Source organism: Mesorhizobium sp. M0910 (assembly GCF_040319465.1).
Classification (GTDB): Bacteria; Pseudomonadota; Alphaproteobacteria; order Rhizobiales; family Rhizobiaceae; genus Mesorhizobium.
This window is the reverse complement of the sequence record NZ_JAMYNZ010000002.1, coordinates 74,548-97,336: the sequence shown is the minus strand read 5'-3', so window position 1 is coordinate 97,336 and position 22,789 is coordinate 74,548. Positions and strand designations below refer to the sequence as shown.

At 64.3% G+C, this 22,789-nt stretch carries 23 protein-coding genes; 14 read left to right on the top strand and 9 right to left on the bottom strand.

Annotated features, from left to right (window positions below; genetic code table 11):
* Positions 1 to 91 precede the first annotated feature (91 nt).
* From tesB to NKH78_RS04225, 6 genes are all read left to right on the top strand, one after another.
* Entirely contained in the window at positions 92 to 967 is an 876-nt protein-coding gene (gene tesB / locus NKH78_RS04250) for an acyl-CoA thioesterase II (protein WP_031212697.1), read from the top strand.
* 220 nt (positions 968 to 1,187) lie between these two features.
* Positions 1,188 to 1,526 (top strand): P-II family nitrogen regulator, encoded by a 339-nt coding sequence (locus NKH78_RS04245; protein ID WP_254817816.1) that lies wholly within the window; start codon positions 1,188 to 1,190, stop codon positions 1,524 to 1,526.
* Positions 1,527 to 1,575: 49 nt separating this feature from the next.
* A complete protein-coding gene (locus NKH78_RS04240) occupies positions 1,576 to 2,889 on the top strand; it encodes an ammonium transporter (RefSeq protein WP_352738403.1) in 1,314 nt (437 codons plus the stop codon).
* 377 nt (positions 2,890 to 3,266) lie between these two features.
* Positions 3,267 to 5,921 carry an FtsK/SpoIIIE family DNA translocase gene (locus NKH78_RS04235; protein ID WP_352882070.1) on the top strand — a complete coding sequence of 885 codons (2,655 nt, stop codon included), beginning with the start codon at positions 3,267 to 3,269 and terminating at the stop codon, positions 5,919 to 5,921.
* A gap of 133 nt (positions 5,922 to 6,054) precedes the next feature.
* Complete coding sequence (locus NKH78_RS04230; protein WP_254817814.1) at positions 6,055 to 6,738, top strand: outer membrane lipoprotein carrier protein LolA; 684 nt, start codon at positions 6,055 to 6,057, stop codon at positions 6,736 to 6,738.
* Between the two features lie 134 nt (positions 6,739 to 6,872).
* A complete protein-coding gene (locus tag NKH78_RS04225) occupies positions 6,873 to 7,694 on the top strand; it encodes an exodeoxyribonuclease III (RefSeq protein WP_352882068.1) in 822 nt (273 codons plus the stop codon).
* A 4-nt stretch (positions 7,695 to 7,698) separates the two neighbouring features.
* On the opposite strand, the gene NKH78_RS04220 is transcribed toward NKH78_RS04225, so the two are convergent.
* The 3 genes from NKH78_RS04220 to NKH78_RS04210 are packed head-to-tail and all read right to left on the bottom strand — an operon-like array spanning position 7,699 to position 10,878.
* Positions 7,699 to 8,550, bottom strand: coding sequence for a TIGR01459 family HAD-type hydrolase (locus NKH78_RS04220; protein ID WP_352508942.1), 852 nt, complete (start codon positions 8,548 to 8,550; stop codon positions 7,699 to 7,701).
* Positions 8,547 to 9,833 carry an FGGY-family carbohydrate kinase gene (locus tag NKH78_RS04215; RefSeq protein ID WP_352741037.1) on the bottom strand — a complete coding sequence of 429 codons (1,287 nt, stop codon included), beginning with the start codon at positions 9,831 to 9,833 and terminating at the stop codon, positions 8,547 to 8,549. Before NKH78_RS04215 ends, NKH78_RS04220 begins: the two co-directional genes overlap by 4 nt.
* Before the next feature lies 1 nt (position 9,834).
* Positions 9,835 to 10,878 (bottom strand): class II aldolase/adducin family protein, encoded by a 1,044-nt coding sequence (locus NKH78_RS04210; protein ID WP_352741039.1) that lies wholly within the window; start codon positions 10,876 to 10,878, stop codon positions 9,835 to 9,837.
* Between the two features lie 226 nt (positions 10,879 to 11,104).
* Between NKH78_RS04210 and NKH78_RS04205 the strand changes: the two genes are divergently transcribed.
* The 6 genes from NKH78_RS04205 to NKH78_RS04180 all read left to right on the top strand — a co-directional run bounded on the left by NKH78_RS04205 (position 11,105) and on the right by NKH78_RS04180 (position 17,836).
* The gene (locus NKH78_RS04205) at positions 11,105 to 11,887 is read left to right on the top strand and encodes a DeoR/GlpR family DNA-binding transcription regulator (RefSeq protein ID WP_254817809.1); all 783 of its coding nucleotides are present in this window, start codon (positions 11,105 to 11,107) and stop codon (positions 11,885 to 11,887) included.
* Positions 11,884 to 13,263 carry an FGGY-family carbohydrate kinase gene (locus NKH78_RS04200; RefSeq protein ID WP_352741041.1) on the top strand — a complete coding sequence of 460 codons (1,380 nt, stop codon included), beginning with the start codon at positions 11,884 to 11,886 and terminating at the stop codon, positions 13,261 to 13,263. The genes NKH78_RS04205 and NKH78_RS04200 overlap by 4 nt, the downstream gene beginning before the upstream one ends.
* Positions 13,260 to 14,804 (top strand): sugar ABC transporter ATP-binding protein, encoded by a 1,545-nt coding sequence (locus NKH78_RS04195; RefSeq protein ID WP_352741042.1) that lies wholly within the window; start codon positions 13,260 to 13,262, stop codon positions 14,802 to 14,804. The genes NKH78_RS04200 and NKH78_RS04195 overlap by 4 nt, the downstream gene beginning before the upstream one ends.
* Positions 14,805 to 14,824: 20 nt before the next feature.
* The gene (locus tag NKH78_RS04190; protein ID WP_502899782.1) at positions 14,825 to 15,802 is read left to right on the top strand and encodes an ABC transporter permease subunit; all 978 of its coding nucleotides are present in this window, start codon (positions 14,825 to 14,827) and stop codon (positions 15,800 to 15,802) included.
* Between the two features lie 86 nt (positions 15,803 to 15,888).
* Positions 15,889 to 16,827 (top strand): ABC transporter substrate-binding protein, encoded by a 939-nt coding sequence (locus tag NKH78_RS04185; protein WP_254817805.1) that lies wholly within the window; start codon positions 15,889 to 15,891, stop codon positions 16,825 to 16,827.
* A 115-nt stretch (positions 16,828 to 16,942) separates the two neighbouring features.
* A complete protein-coding gene (locus NKH78_RS04180) occupies positions 16,943 to 17,836 on the top strand; it encodes a sugar phosphate isomerase/epimerase family protein (protein WP_352740598.1) in 894 nt (297 codons plus the stop codon).
* A 45-nt stretch (positions 17,837 to 17,881) separates the two neighbouring features.
* Here NKH78_RS04180 and NKH78_RS04175 read toward each other — a convergent pair whose 3' ends face one another.
* Positions 17,882 to 18,337, bottom strand: a complete 456-nt coding sequence (locus NKH78_RS04175) for a cyclic nucleotide-binding domain-containing protein (protein WP_352479987.1) — start codon at positions 18,335 to 18,337, stop codon at positions 17,882 to 17,884.
* A 125-nt stretch (positions 18,338 to 18,462) separates the two neighbouring features.
* Positions 18,463 to 19,146, bottom strand: coding sequence for a response regulator transcription factor (locus NKH78_RS04170; RefSeq protein WP_254817802.1), 684 nt, complete (start codon positions 19,144 to 19,146; stop codon positions 18,463 to 18,465).
* A 144-nt stretch (positions 19,147 to 19,290) separates the two neighbouring features.
* On the opposite strand from NKH78_RS04170, the gene NKH78_RS04165 reads away from it, so the two are divergent.
* On the top strand, positions 19,291 to 19,827 hold the full coding sequence (locus tag NKH78_RS04165) for a L,D-transpeptidase family protein (RefSeq protein ID WP_352740606.1): 537 nt from the start codon (positions 19,291 to 19,293) through the stop codon (positions 19,825 to 19,827).
* Between the two features lie 76 nt (positions 19,828 to 19,903).
* On the opposite strand, the gene NKH78_RS04160 is transcribed toward NKH78_RS04165, so the two are convergent.
* Positions 19,904 to 20,143: a hypothetical protein gene (locus tag NKH78_RS04160; protein WP_254817801.1), complete on the bottom strand. Its 240-nt coding sequence runs from the start codon at positions 20,141 to 20,143 to the stop codon at positions 19,904 to 19,906.
* A gap of 162 nt (positions 20,144 to 20,305) precedes the next feature.
* Between NKH78_RS04160 and gcvA the strand changes: the two genes are divergently transcribed.
* A complete protein-coding gene (gene gcvA, locus NKH78_RS04155) occupies positions 20,306 to 21,226 on the top strand; it encodes a transcriptional regulator GcvA (protein ID WP_352740596.1) in 921 nt (306 codons plus the stop codon).
* 3 nt (positions 21,227 to 21,229) lie between these two features.
* Here gcvA and NKH78_RS04150 read toward each other — a convergent pair whose 3' ends face one another.
* The 3 genes from NKH78_RS04150 to NKH78_RS04140 are packed head-to-tail and all read right to left on the bottom strand — an operon-like array spanning position 21,230 to position 22,776.
* The gene (locus tag NKH78_RS04150; protein WP_352740594.1) at positions 21,230 to 21,649 is read right to left on the bottom strand and encodes a DUF1761 domain-containing protein; all 420 of its coding nucleotides are present in this window, start codon (positions 21,647 to 21,649) and stop codon (positions 21,230 to 21,232) included.
* Positions 21,650 to 21,697: 48 nt separating this feature from the next.
* The gene (locus NKH78_RS04145) at positions 21,698 to 22,354 is read right to left on the bottom strand and encodes a class I SAM-dependent methyltransferase (protein ID WP_352740604.1); all 657 of its coding nucleotides are present in this window, start codon (positions 22,352 to 22,354) and stop codon (positions 21,698 to 21,700) included.
* On the bottom strand, positions 22,351 to 22,776 hold the full coding sequence (locus NKH78_RS04140) for an EVE domain-containing protein (RefSeq protein WP_254817798.1): 426 nt from the start codon (positions 22,774 to 22,776) through the stop codon (positions 22,351 to 22,353). The genes NKH78_RS04145 and NKH78_RS04140 overlap by 4 nt, the downstream gene beginning before the upstream one ends.
* Between the last annotated feature and the right edge of the window lie 13 nt (positions 22,777 to 22,789).

Genomic DNA, 22,789 nt, shown 5'->3' with positions numbered 1-22,789 from the left:
TTTCGCAGCCTGACCGTCGCCGGGCTTTCCGCCCTTGACTGCCCGCCGTTCCTGTCGGAAACCGCCATGGTAATTTTGCGGCGAGGTCAAGATGACGGCAGCCATGGACGAGCTTCTCGGCATTCTCGACCTCGAGCAGCTGGAACACAACCTGTATCGTGGTCGCAGCCCCAAGCTCGACTGGCAGCGCATCTTCGGCGGCCAGACCATCGCCCAGGCGCTGGTCGCCGCGCAGCGAACGGTCGAGCCCGAGCGCCATGTGCATTCGCTGCATGGCTATTTCATGCGGCCGGGCGACACCAAGGTGCCGATCATCTACGAGGTCGACCGCATCCGTGACGGCGGCTCCTTCACCACGCGCCGCGTCGTCGCGATCCAGCACGGCCAGGCGATCTTTTCGCTGGAAGCCTCGTTCCAGCAGGATGAGGTCGGCCTGGAACATCAGGTGCCGATGCCGCAGGACGTGCCGGCGCCCGACACGTTGCTGTCGCAGCGCGAATTGCTGGGCAAGTTTGGCGAAGCGGTGCCCGACGGCATCAAGCGCTATTGGGAGCGCGACCGGCCGATCGAGATGAAGCCGGTGATGCTGAAGCATTATACCAGCCGGGAAAAGCTCGAGCCGAAGCAGAACATCTGGATCCGCACCACCGGTCCGGTGCCGGCCGATCGCGCCACGCAGGCGGCTGTGCTCGCTTACCTCTCCGACATGACGCTGCTCGACACCTCGACCTTTGCCCATGGCCGCGCCATTTTCGATCGCGATATCCAGGCGGCGAGCCTCGACCACGCCATGTGGTTCCATCGCAGCCATCCACTCGACGACTGGATGCTGTACACGCAAGACAGCCCGTCGACGCAAGGATCGCGAGGCTTTACCCGCGGCTCGCTGTTTGCGCGCGACGGCACGTTGATCGCCTCGGTTGCCCAAGAAGGACTCATCCGGCTAAAGCGACCGCCTGCGGAGTAGGCATTTTTCGAAATTTGCCTATTTTTTAATCATATGCACTGCCGCGACTGTGAACAGGCAGCCGGCAAACCTTCCCGATTTCGTTGTTTAACAACAGCTTAACACCCTGCTTCGGCAATTGGCACGGAGCTTGAATCCTAGCGGGCACTCTCCGGCTCTCATGGGGATCGGCGAAGTCGTGCAAAACGCGGGGACCCGCAACAGCAAAGGGTGAAACCTTATGAAGATCGTGATGGCAATCATAAAGCCGTTCAAGCTCGACGAGGTGCGCGAGGCGCTCACCGCGGTCGGCATCCAGGGCCTGACCGTCACCGAAGTAAAAGGCTACGGACGCCAGAAGGGGCACACGGAAATCTATCGCGGGGCGGAATACGCGGTCAGCTTCCTGCCGAAGATCAAGATCGAAGTCGCGGTCGCTGTCGACATGGTCGACAGGGCGGTCGAAGCCATCACCGCCGCGGCCAAGACCGGCCAGATCGGCGACGGCAAGATCTTCGTTTTCGGCATCGACCAGGCGGTGCGCATTCGCACCGGCGAAACAGACACCGACGCGCTTTGAGCCGCCGATACGTATTCCAATGGAGAGTTCAATGAATATTCCTTCCACCTTGAAGATAACGGGACGCGCGGCCGTTTTGGGCTCGCTCGCTCTCGCTGCACTGGGCACGGTTGCTGCGTTCGCGCAGGAAGCGGCACCGGCTGCCCCAGCGCCCGCGCTCGACACCGGCAACACCGCCTGGATGCTGACCTCGACGGCGCTGGTGCTGATGATGACCATACCGGGCCTGGCGCTGTTTTATGGCGGCATGGTGCGCAAGAAGAACGTGCTCGCCACGATTATGCAGAGCTTTGCCATCACCTGCCTGGTGACAGTGCTGTGGTTCATGTTCGGCTATTCGCTGGCTTTCTCGGATGGCGGCGGCATGAATGCCTATCTCGGCGGCTTCTCGAAGTTCTTCCACAACGGCATCACCACCTCGTCGCTGTGGCTGCCGGGCGTGGCGAACATCCCTGAGTTCGTCTTCTCGATGTTCCAGATGACCTTCGCCATCATCACGCCGGCGCTGATTGCCGGCGCCTTCGCCGAACGCATGAAGTTCTCGGCGCTGCTCATCTTCATGGGGGCGTGGCTGCTGGTGGTCTATGCCCCGATCGCGCACTGGGTGTGGGGCGGCGGCTTCCTCGGCACAGCCGGCGTTCTCGATTTCGCCGGCGGCACTGTCGTTCATATCAATGCCGGTGTTGCCGGCCTGGTCTGCGCGCTGGTTCTCGGCAAGCGTGAAGGCTACGGCACCACCAACATGGCGCCGCACAACCTCGTCTACTCCGTAATCGGTGCTTCGCTGCTGTGGGTCGGCTGGTTCGGCTTCAACGCCGGTTCGGAACTGGCCGCCGACGGCCTTGCCGGTGCCGCGATGCTGAACACCCAGGTTGCCGCTGCCGCTGCGGCGCTCGCCTGGATGTTCGCCGAATGGATCGTCGCCAAGAAGCCGAGCGTTCTCGGCATCATCTCGGGCGCCGTCGCTGGCCTGGTCGCGGTGACGCCGGCTTCCGGCTTCGTCAACCCGACCGGCGCCTTCATCGTCGGCATCGTCGCCGGCGTGCTGTGCTACGTCTCGGCCGTCAAGCTCAAGCACGCGTTCGGCTATGACGACTCGCTCGATGCATTCGGCGTGCACGGCATCGGCGGCATCATCGGTGCATTGCTGACCGGCGTGCTCGCCGATCCGGCGATCAACAGCCTCGGCTCGGGCGCCTCTGTCGGCAAGCAGCTCTACGGTATCGTCTTCACCATCCTGTGGACGGCGATCGCGAGCTTCGTGATCCTCTACATCGTCAAGGCGCTGGTCGGCCTGCGTCCTTCCACCCAGGAAGAGGTCGAAGGCCTCGACATCAGCCAGCACGGCGAAGTGGTGGCGTAAAGGCATTGGCCGGCATCGGCGTTCTGCCGGTGCCGGGAAGATCCCGTCGTGACGCTCCCGAAAGGACTCACGCCTTGAGGCCCGGAAACCTTCCGGGCCTCTTTTTTGCGCACGGATGGCCGTGATGGCTCGATCGCGGTCGCTTGATCAAGGTGCTCGATCCGCCGGCGGCGTGAAACATCGGCCGCAGCGGCTCCGAACTGTGGTGGCGGTCGTCATGTTCGAATGGGACGTCAGGCATGACATCTTGCGCCCGTCCCTGAGACGCAGATTGCCCATGGTTAATGCGCCCTTAACCTTCCCGCCGCTAGTCTGACAGCCGAATCTGCCGTGTTGCGCGTCCGCGCCCGGCCGGGCAACGACAGACGAGGAAGAGCATGCGTTCAGGGGCTTCAGCACCGCTTGCGCTGGCCGATACGGGGCACGGCATCCGGGCGTTCGCAAGGCGCCAGGTCGGGCGGCTGGTCGGTGCCGGGCTGTTTGCTCTGGTTGGCTTCGGCGTCGCCGCCCTTGCCACCTGGAACGTCGCCGATCCGAGCTTTTCGCACGCCACCGATAATATCGTCACCAATGCAATGGGTTATGCGGGCGCCGTCTTTTCCGACATCGCCATGCAGTTCTTCGGGCTTGCCGCCGTTGCGGCGTTGGTGCCGGCGGTGATCTGGGGATTTCTGCTGTTTACCGCGCGCGGCGTCGACAGCCTGCCGAAACGGGCGCTCGCCTGGTTCGGGTTTTCGCTGCTTGGCGCGGCAATCGCCGGCTGCGTGGTGCCGCCCAAGACCTGGCCGCTGCCGACCGGCCTCGGCGGCGTATTCGGCGATATGGTGCTCAATATCCCAGGCCTCATCATCGGCGGCTATCCGACCGGCCTCGTCGCCAGCGTGCTCGCCGTGCTCCTGGCAGCGCCGGCGCTGTGGGTATTCTTGTATGGCTCGGCGCTGATTTCGCGCAAGAACGGCTTTGCCGTCCTCGAACAGCCTGCCGTGCCCGATCCGCAGGACGACCTGCTTTTCGACAATGACGAGGACGAGGGCGACGAAGGCATATTGGCACTTGGCGCCATCACCCACTGGTGGCTGTCGCTGCGGGCCTATCTGCGCCGCCGCGCCGCGCGCCGGCGCGAGCGCGACGATTTCGAACCGGAGATGGAACCGCGCCCCAGCGCCTGGCGACGGGCGGCCGAACGGGTCGAATCGGCCGAGTTCGCCGAGGCGCGGATGAGCCCGGGCGGGCGCGCCCGCGTCGAGCCGGAATTCTTCGCCGCCATGGTCAACGACCGCAGTGCCTCGATCGACCCCGACGATGCCGACGTCTTCGATAACGACGACAATGACGACATGGATTTCGCGCCCGAGCCGGCCGGCCAGCGCCGCGCCGCGCCGACGGCAAAGGTGCAGAACTTCCGCTCCGACGCGGCGACGCGCGTCGAGGCGCCGGCGCCGCGGCCGGCACCAGGCGCCCGCGTCCAGCGCGAGGCGCAGGCGTCGCTGATCGGCTCGGAGAAATTCGAGATGCCGTCGCTGCATTTCCTGTCGGAACCGAAGAACGTGGTGCGCGACGCAAGCCTGTCCAAGGACGCGCTGGAGCAGAACGCCCGCCTGCTCGAGGGCGTGCTGGAGGATTTCGGCGTCAAGGGCGAAATCATCCATGTGCGTCCGGGTCCGGTCGTCACGCTCTACGAGCTGGAACCCGCGCCGGGCATCAAATCGTCGCGGGTCATCGGCCTGTCCGACGACATCGCCCGCTCGATGAGCGCCATCGCCTGCCGTGTCGCCGTGGTGCCGGGCCGCAATGCCATCGGCATCGAATTGCCGAACGCCAGGCGCGAGACCGTCTATCTGCGCGAGATCATGGCCAGCCGCGATTTCGAGACCACCAAGGCCAAGCTGGCGCTGGCGCTGGGCAAGACCATCAATGGCGAGGCGGTGATCGTCGACATCGCCAAAATGCCGCACGTGCTGGTCGCCGGCACCACCGGCTCGGGCAAGTCCGTCGCCATCAACACCATGATCCTGTCGCTGCTCTATCGGCTGACGCCGCAGGACTGCCGGCTGATCATGATCGATCCAAAGATGCTGGAACTCTCGGTCTATGACGGCATTCCGCATCTTCTGACGCCGGTGGTCACCGATCCGAAGAAGGCGGTGGTGGCGCTGAAATGGACCGTGCGCGAGATGGAGGACCGCTACCGCAAGATGTCGAAGGTGGGCGTGCGCAACATCGACGGTTTCAACGCGCGCGTGCAGCAGGCCGAGAAAAAGGGCGAAAGGATCTCCCGCACCGTGCAGACCGGCTTCGACCGCCAGACCGGCGAAGCGATCTACGAGACGGAGAACCTCGACCTCGAGCCGATGCCCTACATCGTCGTCATCATCGACGAGATGGCCGATTTGATGATGGTCGCCGGCAAGGACATCGAAGGCGCGGTGCAGCGCCTGGCGCAGATGGCGCGCGCCGCCGGCATCCATGTCATTATGGCAACGCAGCGGCCGTCGGTCGACGTCATCACCGGCACCATCAAGGCGAATTTCCCGACCCGTATCTCGTTCCAGGTGACATCGAAGATTGACAGCCGCACCATCCTGGGCGAGCAGGGCGCCGAACAGCTGCTCGGCATGGGCGACATGCTCTACATGGCCGGCGGCGGCCGCATCCAGCGCGTGCACGGTCCCTTCGTCTCCGACGACGAGGTGGAGAAGATCGTCGCGCATCTGAAGCTGCAGGGCGTGCCGGAATATCTCGACGCTATCACCGAGGACGACGACAAGGATGACGACGAGCCGACGGGCAAAGGCAGTGGCGGCGGCGACGGCGGCAATTTCGAGGATTCCGACGATCCCTACGACCAGGCGGTTGCGGTGGTGCTGCGCGACGGCAAGGCCTCGACCAGCTACATCCAGCGCCGGCTCGGCATCGGCTACAACCGCGCCGCCTCGATCATTGAGAAGATGGAGAAGGAAGGCATTGTCGGCCCGGCCAACCATGCCGGAAAACGCGAAATCCTGGTGCCGACGGAGGACGACAAGTTCTAGAGCGCATCCGCGCCGGCAACTTTGAACCTTTTGGCGCGTTGCAACGATGAGCGCCGTGCGGCCCGCCAAACTTAAGCCCAACTGGGGGGCCAGACCAATATAACGAGCAAGCAATCAGATGATGGTGACCGGCATGAAAAACGCAACTCTCGCCCCAAAAAGGGATTTTGCCCCAACCCGCCGGCAGGTGCTCGGCCTCGGTCTGGTCCTGGCCGGTGCGGCGGCCGCCAATGTCGTGCCCGGCTTCCAGCTGCTGGCGTCGGCGCAAGCAGCGGTTCCGGCGACGGCGCAGAAGATCGCCGATCATTTCTCCTCGGTCAAATCGATGAGCGGCGAGTTCGTGCAGTTCGGGCCCAAGGGCGAGCAGACCGGCGGCAAGTTCTTTCTGGAACGGCCGGGCAAGATCCGCTTCAATTATGACGGCGCCTCGAATTTCAGGGTGATTTCCGACGGCAAGTCGGTGGTCATCCTCAACAAGAAACTGCGGACCTCCGACCTCTATCCGCTGTCGAAGACGCCGCTGAAGCTGCTGCTCGACGACAAGATCGATCTGTCGGGCGGGCGCGTCAGAAGCGTCAAGGAAGAAAACGATCTCACCACCATCCAGCTTGCCGACAAATCGGTGTTCGGCAATTCGAAGATCACCATGATGTTCGATCCGAAATCCTATGAATTGCGGCAGTGGACCATCACCGATGCGCAGGGCAAGGACACAACGGTGATGATCTTCAACACCAAGGAGGGCGTCAGCTTCGCCCCCGACACCTTCGCCATCGATTATACGGCGAACCGCGAGCTGAACACCAAGACGCGGTAACTTTCTACTGCTGCGGGATGGCTTTTCCGCGTTGGTGCGGGCGGCTTGTTTTTGCGGTGCGCGGCTGGCAGTAGTTTCCGCGATTGACTTCCGTCGGAGCCATCCGGCGGATCTTGCGTTGTCCGGAACCCCACATGCCGTTTTCCGTCGCTACCTGGAACATCAACTCCGTTCGACTGCGCATGCCAATCGTCGAGCGCCTGCAGGTCGAGCAGGCGCCGGACGTGCTCTGCCTGCAGGAAACCAAGGTTCCGGACGAATTGTTTCCGGAGAAGGCGTTCCGCAAGCTCGGCTACGAGCACATCGCCTTCCATGGCCAGAAGGGCTATCACGGCGTTGCGACCATCGCGCGCCGTCCGATCGAGGTGGTCGAAAAGCGCCGCTTCTGCGAGATCGACGACAGCCGGCATCTGTCGGTCACCGTCAAGGCCGGCGGCAAAACGATCCTGCTGCACAATTTCTACGTTCCGGCCGGCGGCGATGAGCCCGACCCGGCCGTCAACCGAAAGTTCAAACACAAGCTCGATTTCGTTGCCGAGATGAACGCCGTGCGGGCCGAGCATGACGAGCACTCCGGCTCGATCCTGGTCGGCGACCTCAACATCGCGCCGCTCGAGCACGATGTCTGGTCGCACAAGCAGCTCCTCAATGTCGTCAGCCATACGCCGGTCGAGACGGAAAATTTCGAGGCGATGCGGCTCTCCGGCGACTGGGTCGACCTGATGCGGCTCAATGTGCCCTATGAGGAGAAACTCTACACCTGGTGGAGCTATCGCGCCCAGGATTGGCAGGCCTCAAATCGTGGCCGCCGCCTCGACCATATCTGGTCGTCGCCAAACCTGGTGCCGCATTTTGCCGGCTATGAAATCCTGCGGCTGGCACGCGGCTGGGAACGGCCCTCGGACCACGTGCCGGTGATCGGGCGTTTCAACCTCGATAGCTTTGTCTCGCCTTAACAACTCAACGAAACCTGAAGCTATCCGCGATGTAGTCGGGACGGGCGTTGAGCGCGGCGAAAACGTCGTCCAGATCAGGCGCCCCCGCCAATATGCCCGACAGGACCAGCGTCGTCGCGACGCCGACGCCGTTGCCGCCGGCGATGTCGTGCTCGACGCTGTCGCCGACGCAGACCACGCTGTCGCGCTCCGGGTGACCCGCCAGTGCCAGCGCTGCCTCGAATATCTGCGGATTGGGCTTGCCGATGCGCGCCACGCTGCCGCCGAGGCTCTCATAGAGATCGGCGAGCCGGCCGGCGCCGAAGCGAGGACCGACGGCAGTCAGCATGATCTTGTCGGGATTGGTGCAGAAGCATGGCACCCGGCGCGCCGCCGCCGGACCAAGAAGCCGGCGATAATGGTCGAGGTCGTAGCGATCGCCCTCGCTGGCGGAAATCAGCACCAGTTCTGCATCGTCGCCGTCCTTGGCCAGGACGAAGGGCAGGCCGTCGACAGCCGAACGGTCATTGTCGCGGCGGATCAGCAGGCATTTTGTCTGCGGGCGCAGGGCTCCGGATGCCGCCATTTGATGGAAGGAGCGCCACGCCACCTCGCCGGAGGAGACAAAGTGATCCCAGCTTCCCGGTTCGAAGCCGAGCTTCAGCAGGCGGCGCTCATTGGGTTGCGCCCGCTTGCCGGAATTCGAGATCAGCACGATGGTCTTGCCGGTGTGCTTGAGTGCCGACAAGGCCTCGACAGCGCCTGGATAGGCGCTGGTGCCGTCGTGCAGCACACCAAATTGGTCGAGCAGGAATACCTGATAGCGCTCGGCCAGCGCGGCGATGCCGTCGAGGTGTTGAATTGCCTTGGCCGTCATAAAAGCCCCGCTGCGCTAGCGCCCATCAGCGCCAGCCGCGCCGTGCCGGCGGCGGCCTCCTCCGAAAGAGCCGGCACGAGAGCGACGCCAAGCTTGCGCTGCCGGATTGCCGTCCAGGCCGGATTGGCCGCTCCGCCGCCGACGCTCCTGACCGATGTCAGCCGGGGTGCGCCGAGTTCGGCAAGCCGGCGATAGCCGAGCGCTTCGATCGCCGCAATACCCTCAAGCATCGCTTTCAAATAATCGGCGTCGTCGGCGGGCCGCGGCTCGAGGCGCGGCGGCAAGGCCGGATCGGCTATGGGGAAGCGTTCGCCCGGCGCCGGCAGCGGGTAATAGTCGAGACCGGTCTCGGTCGCCGGGTCGATTTTTTTGCTGAGTTCGACAATGCGGGCGACGGGGAAATGCTGGGCCAGAACCTTGCCGCCGGAGTTCGAGGCGCCGCCCGCCAGATAGGTGTCACCCAGCCGATGGCTGTAGATGCCGAATTGCGGCGCCGAGATCGGCCGGTCGGAGAGAATCTTGATGATCAGCGATGAGCCGAGCGCAGTGACGCCGTCGCCCGCCGCCGTCGCACCGGTTGCCAGGAACGACGCACAGCCATCGGTGGTGCCGGCGACCACGACCACATCACGCGGCAGGCCGAACATTTTCGCGGCGCTGGCGGTGAGCGTGCCCGTGACATCGCCCGGCCGCACGACGCCAGGCAGCAATTCCATGCGCATTCCGGTGGCCGCGATCCAGTCGGGCCAGCGGCGGGTTTCGACATCGTAGCCGGTTTTCAATGCGTTGTTTTCGTCGCTGCCATCGAAGCGGCCGGAGAACTGTCCGGCGATCCAGTCGGCCTGGTGCAGCACAGCGGCGACGCCGGGCAGGTGCTGGAAAGACAGCGCCTTGGCGAGACCGGACGTCGCCCCAAGTGCAGCGCTCGTTGCCGGTGCCGCGCCGGCTATTTCACTCAGAATGGTGTCGTCAGCGACCTTGTCGTTGTACATCAGCGGTTCGGCCAGCGGCCGCCCGGCGCCGTCGACCGGCAGCAGCGTGCCCGACGTACCGTCGACGGCGATCGAGCGCACTGCCGCGCGATCGATACATTTGAGCAGTTCCGCCAGCGTCGCGCCGACCGCCTCCCACCAGATGGCGGGGTCGCGGCCGTTCGGCCCAAATCGCTCGAGGGCAATAGCGGAATGCGCGGCAATGGAAAGGTCCGGGCGCATGGCGACGGCGCGCGCGCCGGATGTGCCGATGTCGATGCCGATGGCAAGCGGGCCAGACGAACGCGGCATGTCAGCTGCCTCCGGCATTGAGTTTCTGGCGATATTTTTCGGCGTCCCAGTTGATCAGTTCGTCATTCTCTGCCGCTGTCAGATAATTAAGCTTCGCCGCGACATCGACCCGCGCGGTCACGTCGGCGAGGCAGCGCTGCATGGCGTCGGCACCGGCGCCCGCGTCGCCGCGCATCAGCACGCCGAGGCCGGAAAACAGCATCGCCACGGGTGCGGCGCCGCAGCGCTCGATGACGCGCTTCACACCCTCGCCCGGCCTCGCCACGACCGAGCCCTTGCCGAGAAAGATGACGTGGTCGGGGTAGAGGCTGCCACCCGAAGCCATGCGGCAGCTTTCGGGGTCGATCGCCACCGCGTGCGCCTCGACATCCGCCGGCAATCTGTAGTCGCTGTCGCCGGCGCGCGCCATCAATGCCGCGGTGTCCGGCTCAGCCACCTGGCGCGGCGGCCGTGCCAACAGCCGGGTTACGCGGCGCAGCAGCATGCCTGCCTCAGCGACGGTGTCGGCAGCAACGACCAGGCCGTGATTGCCGAGGATCAGGATATCCACGCCTGGCCGCAGGCGCTCGGCGATGCCCTGGGCGAGCGGCAGCCCCGGCCGGCGATAGGGAACATACGCCCATTGGTGGCCGTCGAGCCGCCTGGCGGCCTCGGCCTCGCAGTCGGCCTGCACGGCCAGCGAAATGGTCTCGACGCAGTGGACATGCAGAACGATGCGCTGCGGCATCAGCGCATGTACGGTGGTCTCGATCGACGGGCGCAAGCCGCGCGGATTGAGGGCGCCGACAGTGAAGGCCTGTGGCTGTTCGGCGGTCGGGTCGCGTCGTTCGATGGCGTAGAGCAATGGCGGGATGCTGACCGGCACCATGATGTCCGCGGTGAGCGCGTCCTTCAGCCAGGTGCCGGAGGCCTTGATCCAGAGCGTGTCACCGGCTTTTAGCGAGGTGTTGCCGCCGGCGGCCTGGGTCAGATGCGGGTCGCTGCCGATCTCGGCGGAGAGCGACCGCAGCGCTGCCAATTCCTGCGCATCCGCACTGATCGTCATCGAAATTCCTCCACAAACCGGCCGCGTGGCCACGGCTTTGGACGTCCTGCCGCCGGGACGAAGACCGACGCTGGTATCGCAGATGCGAGTAAGTTACGTCAACAGTGATGTTATCGCGTCAAATCAGACTTGCAATCCGAGGGCCGTTGAGTAAGTTGCACCAATTGCCGTGCTAAATGGCATGCCGTGCAGTGGCTTGGGAGGCAAGCGCATTGGGAGGTAAGGGTTGAGCGACTCCGGCCGCCAGCGTCAGATCGTCGAGCTTTTGCGGGACCGGCCTTTCGCATCGGTGCGCGAGCTGCAGGAGCGGCTTGGCGTGTCGGCGGCGACGGTGCGGCGCGACATCGACAAGATCGATGAGGCCGGCGAAGCGCGCAAGGTCTATGGCGGCATCTCGGCGCTCGATGGCGCTTCGCAAGCCGGCGTCGCCTATGCCAGGCCCTATGACGAGAACCGCGACCTCGCCGTCGAGGCCAAGCGGCAGATCGCCGCTCTCGCCGCCACCATGGTGCGCGACGGCGACGCGGTCATCGTGCATGGCGGTTCGACCTGCTTCCATCTCGGCGTCAAGCTCGCCGACCGCAATATCCGGCTTTACACCAACTCGATGCCGCTCGCGGCCTATCTCAGCGATCACGGCCATTGCAGTCTGACCGTTGCCGGCGGCGACCTGCACCGCGAGCCGGGCATCATCCATTCGCTGACGCAGACGGTGCCGTTCTACGCCTCGAAGTTTTTTCTCGGCGCGCAAGGCATCGGCCAGGAAGGCCTTCTGGAATCGCACCCGCTGCTGGTCCGCTCGATCGTCGAGCTCAGCCTCTGCGCCGACCAGATCGTCGTGCTGGCCGACAGCCGAAAACTGTCGATCCACGCGCGCAATGTGGCGCTGCCGCTGTCGCGGATCGGCACGCTGGTCACCGATGACGGCCTGTCCGAGACAGATGCCCGCATGCTCGAAGATGCCGGCGTCACGGTGAGGATCGCCGCTTCCTCGGGAGGCGCCCAGTGAACATCGCGGTCCTCGATTTCGGCAAGACCAATTCGAAGCTGTTCGTCTTCGGCCAGCACGGACAGATCCTCGACGAGCGCCGCACCCAGCCGAGCTGGATCCGCAAAGGCGGCTTCAGCGTGCTCGACGAGGCAACGCTGCACGACTGGGCGGCTCGCGCCATCGATGACGCCGTCGACACGCATGGCGTGGAAGGGCTGATGGTATCCGGCCATGGCTGCACCTTCGCGTTGGTCGACGAAGCCGCGCTGACGCATCCGATCCTCGATTACGAGCAGGAACCGCCAGCTGAAATCGCCGCGCAGATCGACCGCCGCATTCCGGATTTTGCCGAGACCTTTTCGCCGCGCCTGCCGCTTGGCTTCAACTACGGCCGCCACATGTTGTGGCTGAAGGAGGTGGAGCCCGGTGCCTTCGCCACAGCGACGTCGATCCTCGGCTACCCCCAATATTGGAGCTGGCGATTTGGCGGCCGGCCGGTGTCGGAGGTCTCCTATCTAGGCTGCCATTCGCATCTATGGGCGCCGCGCAAACGCGATTTCAGCTCGCTGGTCGATGCCGAGGGCTGGCGCGGCCAGATGCCCGCCTTCGAGCGTGCCGGCGCGGTGATCGGCGAGCAGCGCTTCAGCCGGGCCGCCAAGCCGGTCGCCGTCCACAACGGCGTCCATGACAGCAATGCTGCGCTCCATGCCTACCGCCGACAGCAGCTCGGGCCGGTGACCGTGGTCTCGACCGGCACCTGGGTGGTCGTGCTCAATCCGGACTGTCCGCTCGATGCACTCGATGGCGAGCGCGACATGCTGGTCAATGTCGATGTCGACGGCGGCCCGGTGCCGACCATCCGCTTCATGGGCGGCCGCGAATTCGCCACGATCAGCGCCGGCTGGCAGGGCGCAATTGCTCCGTCATCGGTACAACGGGTGATCGACGCCGGCATCATGGCGCTGCCGAGCTTCGCGCCCGGCGGCCCGATGCCGCACCGCCGAGGCGAACTGGTCGGGCGTACGCCCAATGCCGAGGAACGCGCGGCCGTGGCGCTGCTCTACGTCGCGCTGATGCTTGATCTGTGCCTCGAGCTGATCCATTCGGACAATACGGTGATCGTCGATGGCGGCCTGAACAATGGCGGGCTGCTTGCCGCGCTGCTGGCGCAATTGCGGCCCGGGCAGGCCTTCCTGCAGGGCGCAACGCTGGAGGGCAGCGCCACCGGTGCTGCCGCACTTGCCTTTGAAAGCGTCGGACGCGAGTTTGCCACCGAGGCGCCGGAGGCGGTGCACGCGGCAAGCTTCAGCGGCCTTGCCGGCTACCGCAACGACTGGCGCGGCCTTGCCGCCGACCGGGGCGTGGCCAGGGCAGCCTCGGGAGGTGCACGATGAGCGCCGCCGCCCGGATCGAGACGGTGCGCCGGCCGTTGCTGGAGATGCGCCACATCTCGAAGACGTTCGGGGCGATCCGCGCCTTGCATGATGTGTCGCTGACCATTCACGCCGGCGAGCTGCACGCGTTGATGGGCGAGAACGGTGCCGGCAAGTCGACGCTGATGAAGGTGCTGTCCGGCGCCTACCGCCCGGACCCCGGCGGCGAAATCCTGATCGACGGCGTACCGGCCGCCACCGGCGACCCGATCAAGGCGCGCGCCGCCGGCATTGCGGTAATCTATCAGGAGCTGTCGCTGGCGCCCAATCTGTCGGTGGCGCAGAACATCTTCCTCGGCAACGAGCCAAGACGGTTCGGCATCGTCGACCGCGAGCAGTGCAACCGGCGCGCCAGCGAGATCATCGCGCGGCTCGGCGTGGCCTTTTCGGCGCGCACCCCGGTCACCAGCCTGTCGCTCGGCGAGCGCCAGCTGGTGGAAATCGCCCGGGCGCTGTCGACCAATGCGCGCATCATCGTCATGGACGAGCCAACCACGTCGCTGACCTCGCGTGAGACCGACCGGCTGTTCGAGGTGATCGCGACGCTGAAGTCGCAAGGCATCGCCATCATCTACATCAGCCACCGCATGGAAGAGGTCTACCAGCTCGCCGACCGCGTCAGCGTGCTGCGCGACAGCGGCTATGTCGGCACGCTCGACCGCGCCGACCTGAACGCCTCGCGCCTGGTATCGATGATGGTCGGGCGCGATCTGTCGACCTTCTACAAGAAGGATCATCGCCCGCCGGACAGCAAGCGCGCCGTCGCGCTGTCGGTGCGCGGCATGTCGGACGGCAATCTCATAAAGAATTGTTCCTTCGACCTCCACAAAGGCGAGGTGCTGGCACTGGCCGGCCTGGTCGGCTCGGGCCGGACCGAACTGGCACGGCTGATCTTCGGCGCCGACAGGCACATCTCGGGCACGCTGGAGCTCGGCGGCAAACCGATATCCATCGGTTCGCCGAGCGAGGCGCTCGATGCCGGCATCGCCTACCTGACCGAGGACCGCAAGCAACTTGGCCTGTTTCTCGACATGTCGATCTCCGACAACATCAGCATGGGCGTGCTGGCAAAGGACGCGAAGGCCGGCGGTCTCCGCGACTTCGCGGCTGCCGAAAAGCGCGCCGCCAAGGCGGTGTCAGACCTCTCCATCCGCACCAGCTCGGTGCAGGCCAATGCCGGCTCGCTGTCGGGCGGCAACCAGCAGAAGGTGCTGCTCGGCCGCCTGCTGGAAACCGAGCCGCAGGTCGTCATCCTCGACGAGCCGACCCGCGGCGTCGATGTCGGGGCGAAGTCGGAAATCTACCGGCTGATCGACAACCTGGCCAAGAAAGGCATCGCCATCCTGATGATCTCCAGCGAACTGCCGGAGGTGATCGGCATCGCCGACCGCGTGCTGGTGATGCGCGACGGCACCATTGCCGGCGAGGTGACGGCCTCGGAAGGCGAGCCGCTGCGGCAGGAAGCGATCATTGAACTTGCAACGGGAGCGGCTCAGCGATGACCGACAAGGTGGCCGACACGATGAAAGCGGACGACCGGGCGATCGGCAGAAGTACGAGGTGGCGCACCGCCATCGCCGCACTCGGCATGCTGCCGATCCTGATTCTGCTGGCGGTCGGCTTCCAGTTCATCAACCCGCGCTTTTTCACCCAAACCAATCTGCTGATCGTCATGCAGCAATCGTCGATCAACATCGTGCTGGCAGCCGGCATGACCTTCGTCATCCTGACCGGCGGCATCGACCTGTCCGTCGGCTCGATCCTTGCCGCCTCGGCGATGGTGGCGGTGATGGTGTCGCTGGTGCCCGATTGGGGACTGCTGGGCGTGCCGGCGGCCATTCTCGTCGGGCTCGGCTTCGGCATCATCAACGGGCTGCTGATCGCCTATATCAAGCTGCCGCCTTTCATCGTCACGCTGGGGTCGCTGACCGCCGTGCGCGGCGTCGCCCGCCTGCTTGGCCAGGACACTACGGTGTTCAACGCGGACCTGCCGTTCGACTTCATCGGCAACGGTTCGCTGTTCGCCATTCCGTGGCTGGTAATCATCGCGCTGGCGGTGGTGGTGCTGTCCTGGCTGGTGCTCAAGCGCACCGTGCTCGGCACCTGGATCTACGCCGTCGGTGGTAACGCCGAGGCCGCCAGGCTGACCGGCATCAAAGTGCCGCTGGTGCTGCTCTTCGTCTATGGCGTTTCCGGCCTTCTGGCCGGGCTTGGCGGCGCTATGTCGGCGGCCCGGCTCTATGCCGCCAACGGGCTGCAGCTCGGCCAGTCCTACGAACTCGACGCCATTGCCGCGGTCATCCTCGGCGGCACCAGTTTCGTCGGCGGCGTCGGCTCGATCTGGGGCACGCTGATCGGCGGCCTGATCATCGCCGTGCTGTCCAACGGGCTCATCCTCGCCGGCGTTTCGGACATCTGGCAGTACATCATCAAGGGATTGGTCATCATCGTGGCGGTCGCCCTCGACCGTTACCGGCTCCAGGCAGGAGCAAGAACGTGATGGCCCTTAGTCGCCGGCATCCAACGAGCCGGTTTCATGTGTAACGCACCGTGAGAGGCGCGGGGCATCAGGAGGAAAATAAAACAATGAAGACCATCGCTAAACTGCTCTGCGGCGTAGCCTTTGCGGCCGCCGTCATCGCGCCGGCATCGGCCAAGGACCTGAACAAGGTCGGCATCTCGGTCGGCCTGCTCGGCAATCCGTTCTTCGTCGCCACCATCAAGGGCATCGAGGACGCGGCCAAGAAGATCAATCCGAATGTGCAGGTGACCTCGGTATCGGCCGACTACGACCTCAACAAGCAGGTTTCGCAGGTCGATTCCTTCATCGCCGCCGGCGTCGACGTCATCATGCTCAACGCCGTCGATGCCAAAGCGATCGCGCCGGCGGTCAAGAAGGCACAGGCGGCCGGCATCGTCGTTGCCGCCTTCGACGTTTCGGCGCCGGGCGCCGACGTCACCGTGATGACCAACAACGTCAAGGCCGGCGAAGAGGCGTGCCAGTATCTGGTCGATCATACCGGCGGCAAGGGCGACTACGTCATCCTCAACGGCCCGGCCTCGTCATCGATCCTGGAGCGGGTCAAGGGCTGCAAGGACGTGCTGGCAAAACACCCCGACATCAAGATCCTTTCCGACGACCAGAACGCCGAAGGCTCACGTGACGGCGGCTTGAAAGTGTTCCAGTCGCTGCTGACCCGTTTCGACAAGATCGACGCGGTCTTCGCCATCAACGATCCGACGGCGATCGGCGCCCAGCTTGCGGCCAAGCAGCTCAACCGCTCGGAGTTCATCTTCACCGCGGTCGACGGCGCGCCCGATATCGAGAAGGAACTCGCTTCCGGCACGTCGATGATCAAAGCCTCGGCCTCGCAGGATCCCTATGTGATGGCCGGCCAGTCGCTGACGATGGCGGCTGACCTGCTTGCCGGCAAGAAGCCGGCCGAGCCGACGGTACTGCTCGACCCGAAGCTGATCACGGCCGACAATTTGAAGGATTACAAGGGCTGGACCGCAGCTCGCTAAGCCTCCCAAGCCTGGTGGGGCCGGGGTGGCCGGCCGCCCCATTTTTTGGGAGTATTGATTTGCAAAAACCGAGTTGGTCTTGGGTCCGCTACTCCTGGAATGACCGGAGACAATCATGTCGCGCATCGGAATCCACTCATTCGTCTGGTCGGCGAGCTCGGCGCAGGGCGACCTCGAGCGGACGCTGGCCAACACCAGGGAGGCCGGCTTCGACCTGATCGAATTCTCCTATCTCGACCCCGCCAATGTCGACATTGACGGCTTGGCCAAGCGGATCCGCGATCTCGGCCTCGGCGTCGCGATCAGCATCGGACTGCCGGCCGACGGCGATATTTCGAGCGCCAACAAAACGATTGCCGCGCGCGGAGTCGAAATCCTGAGACGTACGATCGCGCTGACCCGCGATCTTGGCGGCCAGAAGGTTGCTGGCATCCTCAGCACCAGCCATGGATTGCAGAGCGAGGCGCCGACGCGCGACCAGTGGAAGCGCAGCGCCGGCACGCTTGCCGAGGTGGCCGAGACAGCAAAATCAGCTGGCGTCAGCCTCAACCTCGAGATCGTCAACCGCTTCGAAAGCAACCTGCTCAACACCGCCGCGCAAGGCATGGCCTTCATCGCGGACAGCGGCTCCGACAACATCTTCCTGCATCTCGACAGCTTCCATATGAACATCGAGGAGGCCGATGTCGGCTTGGCCATTCGCAACGCCGCAAGCAAGATCGGCTATGTCCATATCGGTGAGAGCCATCGCGGCTTCCTCGGCACCGGCAATATCGATTTTGCCGCGATATTCGACGCGCTGACCGCCATCGGCTACAGCGACGACCTCAGCTTCGAATCCTTCTCGTCGGAAATCGTCGATGAGAACCTGTCGCGGAAAACCGCCATCTGGCGCAATCTGTGGACCGACAATATGGAGCTGGCCAAACATGCGCGCCGTTTCATTGCGCTCGGACTGGAGACGGCGCGGCGCAAGGCCGAGCTTGTTTCCGCAACGCACCGGCCTTGAGAACTCGCGTTCCGAAACCGATCTGGTTAGACCAGAGGCGCTGTATTAGCCGGCAAAACGCGGCCCAAGTTCCTCGATGCGGCGGATCATCGCCAGGAAATCCTCCGAGATGCGCTGGTGCAGGTGAACCGCCAGCTCCGGGTATTCCTCAAGGATGCGGCGGAACATCTTGCGGCTGAGCCGCAGCACTTCCGAATCGATTTCGGCAGAGGCGCTGGTCAGCCGGTTGGTATCGGCGATCAGCGCCAGTTCGCTGAGCATGGTGCCGGGGCCGGCGGTGCCGATCGGGATGCGCTCGCCGTCGTGCTCGCGGTAGAGGACGATGCGGCCGCTGATCACGATATAGGCGCAATCGGCCGCGTCATCCTCGCGGTAAAGCTTGTGGTCGGCTTGCAACCTGGTGGTTTCGGCGCCGAAGGCGAGCAGACGCAGTTGTTCCTGCGTAAAGCCCTCGAAGAGCCTCACGGTGGACAGGATGCGGATGTCGTCATCCAGCGCCATCTAGCTACGTCCCCGAACCGTCAGTCCGACTCCTCCCCTACGAGGCCGATCCAAAACCACCTCCAGCCTCAGGACCGTACCCGAAAAGCGCCCCGCCCGGATCGCTTATTTGAATAATGAAATGTTTAAGGAACCAGCTTGTAGCCGCCGCTTTCTGTCACGAGAATTTCCGCGTTGGAAGGATCGCGCTCGATCTTCTGGCGCAGCCGGTAGACATGCGTTTCCAGGGTGTGGGTGGTGACGCCGGAATTGTAGCCCCAGACTTCCTCCAGCAGCACGTCGCGGGTCACCACCTTCTGGTCGGCGCGGTAGAGATATTTGATGATCGAGGCTTCCTTTTCGGTCAGCCGCACCTTGGCGCCGCGCGGGTCGATCAGAAGCTTCTGGCTGGGCTTGAACGTGTAGGGGCCGACCGAGAAAGTGGCGTCCTCGCTCTGTTCGTGCTGGCGCAGCTGGGCGCGGATGCGGGCCAGCAGCACGGCAAAGCGGAACGGCTTCGTCACATAGTCGTTGGCGCCGGCCTCGAGGCCAAGGATGGTGTCGGAATCGGTGTCGTGGCCGGTCAGCATGATGATCGGCGCCTTGTAGCCGCCCTTGCGCAATATCTTTACCGCCTCGCGGCCATCCATGTCGGGCAGGCCGACATCCATGATGAGCAGGTCGATAAGCCCGCCGCGCGCCGTGGCGATGCCTTTGGCGGCGGTCGCTTCCTGCAGGACATCGAATTCCTCATAAAGCGACAATTGCTCGACAAGGGTGCCGCGCAGGTCGTCATCGTCGTCGACGATCAGAATGGTGCGTGAAGTCATGGATCAATCCGTTGTTTTGAAAAGAGATTTCAGTTGACCGCAGCCTGTTTATGCGGAAGCTGACCGGCACAACAGCCGTTCACAGTGATTTGTTCCGTGGCACGATCATACAAGAAAAAACACGATCGCAATGCAGTCGGCGCAATTTTGCCGAAAGGGCTCGCCGTGCTCACCGTGCGCGCGCGCCCAGGCCATGCCAGCCAAGGCTTTCTGCAGGCCGGCAAACTGGTGTTTCCATGTGCGCTGGGGCATGGCGGCATCTCGGCGGCCAAGCGCGAGGGCGACGGCGCCACGCCGCTTGCCTCGATGCGGATATTGTCGGGATATTTTCGCGGCGACCGTTTTGCCGGCGGCCGCCGGACGCGGCTCGCGATGACGCCGATTGGCCGCGACCTCGGCTGGTGCGAAGTGCCTGGGGACCGCAACTACAACCGCCCGGTCAAAATCCCCTATGGCGTCAGCCATGAGCGGATGCTGCGCACCGACGATCTCTATGACGCCTGCCTGGTGCTGGACTGGAACATTGTGCCGCGGCGGCGCGGGCGCGGCAGCGCCATCTTCTTCCACCTGGCGCGCCCCGGCTTTACGCCGACGCAAGGCTGCGTCGCGGTAACGGCTCGCACCATGGCGCGGCTGCTGCCGCTGCTGTCGGAACGGACGGTGATAAGGGTGGTAAGGTAGGGGAGAATAGTGAGCGAATTGGTCGGGAAGGATATTCGCGGACCCGCCGCTTAGCTTCACTACTCACTACACCGTCCTAGCGCTTCCTCGGCAGCTGCCAACCCGTGTCGAGAAGGCCGAGCCGGCCAAGTTCGCGGTCCATGGCGCGTGCGATGTCCTTGCGTTCGCCGCCGATGTCGCGCAGCTGGCGATCAGAGAGATCCTCGACATTCTCGTAGGGAAGATTGACCGCGATTTTTGCGTAGCGAAACCAGTCAAGCACGGCGCGCAGCCAGGCCGGGCGGAGGGTAACAGGGCGCAAGGTGATGTCAGACATGGTGCAATCCGCTTCTCCGGACATCAAATCCGGTTTGATGTTTCTTCGATGACCAGATCATGACCGATTGAAATCAAAACGGGAAACGAGTAGTTTTTTCTGCATCTTCAAGTTTTGTTTGAGAATTGGAATGCTCGACCGAACTCTCCTCGTCTGGCACTGATGGCGCGCCTGCTGCCTGGAACCCGTGCGCTGCGGACGCTGGAGGCAGCGGCCCGGCATCTCAATTTCACCCGCGCCGCCGACGAGCTCGGCCTGACGCCGGCAGCGGTCAGCCATCAGATCAAGGAAATCGAGGATCAGCTCGGCATCGTGCTGTTCACACGCACCAGCCGCACGATCCGGCTGACCGAGGCGGGTGCGGTGCTGTTCGAAGCTTCGACCGATGCGCTCGACCTGCTTGGCCGGGCCGTCTCACGGGCGCAGAAGACGGCACGCGGATCGGCGCTGCTGAAGGTCACCCTCGATGCGCAATTCGCGACGAAGTGGCTGATGCGGCGCGTCGACGATTTTCGCAAGCAGCATCCGGCGATCGAGCTGCGTTTCGACATCAGCTACGAGGTGCGCGACTTCGATCGCGACGACGTCGATCTCGGCATCCGTTTCGGCACCGGCAAATATCAGGGGCTTCGCTCGCACCGGCTGTTCGAAAACGTTATCATTCCGGTCTGCAGCCCGGCCCTGTTGCGGGCCGGGCCGCCCCTGAAGGAGCCGCGGGACCTGTTTCATCATACGCTGGCGCATATCGAGTGGTCGCGCCAGGGCGTCACCTGGCCGAACTGGAGCATGTGGATGGCGGCGGCGGGCGTCGACGATTTCGACGACAGCCGGACCATCGTGTTCGGCAATTCGACCGATGCCGTCCAGGCCGCGCTCGACGGCAACGCGGTTGCGCTCGCCGATTTCGCCATGGTGGCAAACGACCTTTCGGAAGGCCGGCTGATCCGGCCGTTCGAACTCGGCATCAAGGTCGCGCCCGAATTCGCCTATTTCCTGGTCTATCCCGAAACGGCGGCGAATGATCCGCGCATCGTCGCCTTTCGCGATTGGCTCCTCGAGGAAGTCGCCAAGACGCCGACCTGACGGTCAGCCGGTCGCCGCCGCGCCGAACCAGCCGATCACCGCGCCGATGAGAAGCAGCACGCCAAGCCAGTGACCAACATCGATGAGCGTCAGATCCCAGCCGAAACCTTCGTAGCGATGGTTGACCGAAAGCGTCGTGGCGACGAACCCCAGCCAGAGAACGAAGCCGAAGATCACCCCGGCAAGCAGGCTCGGTTCGCCGCCGGTCACCGCGCCGATGATCAGCGACATGACCAGCGCCATCACGATCTCCGCGACGAAGGAGACGACGAAGGGCAGCATCGATTTGCTCATCGTCGTCGGATCAAGCTTGGCGGCCTTCAGCCACGGCTTGCTCAAACCCATGTACCAGGCGGCGCCGAACAACCACGCCAGGACGGCGGCGACGATTACCGCCAGCCAGTTGATTGCCGAAAAATCCATGGTTCCCTCCGGTCGATTGCGCGATGGAACGCCTGTTCGGCGATGCCGTCAAGCAAGACGCCAGACGGTGGTGCGCTTGATCTCGGCGTCTTCCAGCGCGCGGGTCATCGCCACTTCGTAGACGGCAAGCGGCTCCAGCCCGGTCTTCGGCAGATAGGAGCGGCCGGGATCGCCGACGAGAATGTCGGCGCCGCGCGCCCTCAGCCGGGCGAACCACGGCATCAGCCCGTCGGCAAAGGACTTGTCGTAGAAGACATCGCCGGCCAGCACGACGTCCCACCCGGCATCGCTGCCGATGGGATCGCCGGCGAGGAATTCGATCTCGGTCCCATTGGCCTCGGCATTGAGGCGGATCGCGGTCGCGCAGAACGGGTCGATATCGGCGGCGATCACCTCGGCAGCGCCGGCCTTCACTGCTGCAATAGCGACAAGGCCGGAGCCTGAGGCGAAGTCGAGCACGCGCCTGCCGCGCACCGCCGCCGGATTGTCGAGGATGTAGCGGGCAAGGCCCTGGCCGCCGGCCCAAGCGAAAGCCCAGAAGGGTGGCGGCAGGCCGATTTCGGTCAGCTCGTCCTCGGTCCGCTGCCATAATCCATGTGCCTCGTCGGCCAGGTGCAGGCGGACCTCCGGCACATGCGGCGGCGCCATCAGCGCCGTGTTGTCGAGGATGAATTTCCTGGCGCTGTCCGGCGTCAGCGCCGTCATGGCGCCGGCGTCAGGCCGCCCATGCGGCAAACCTCTTGCCATTCGGCCGGCGTCACCGGCTGCACGGACAGCCGCCCGAGCCGCACCAGCGCCATGTCGGCCAGCTGTGGATTGGCCTTGGCCTGCTCCAGCGTCACCGGCTTCGGCATGTCCTTGAAGGCGCGGATATCGACGCACTCCCAGCGGGGGTCGTCGGTGGTGCTGTCCTGATGGGCCAGAGCGCAGACTTCGGCGATGCCGACGATGTCGAGCCCGTCATTGGAATGGTAGAAGAAGCCGAGATCGCCGATCTGCATCGCCTTCATGTTGTTGCGCGCCGCATAATTGCGCACGCCGTCCCATTGCGTGCCGGCCTTGCCCTTGGCCTTGAGGTCCTCGAAGGAGAAGACCGAAGGTTCGGATTTGAACAGCCAGTAGTTCATTGTGTTGCTCCTC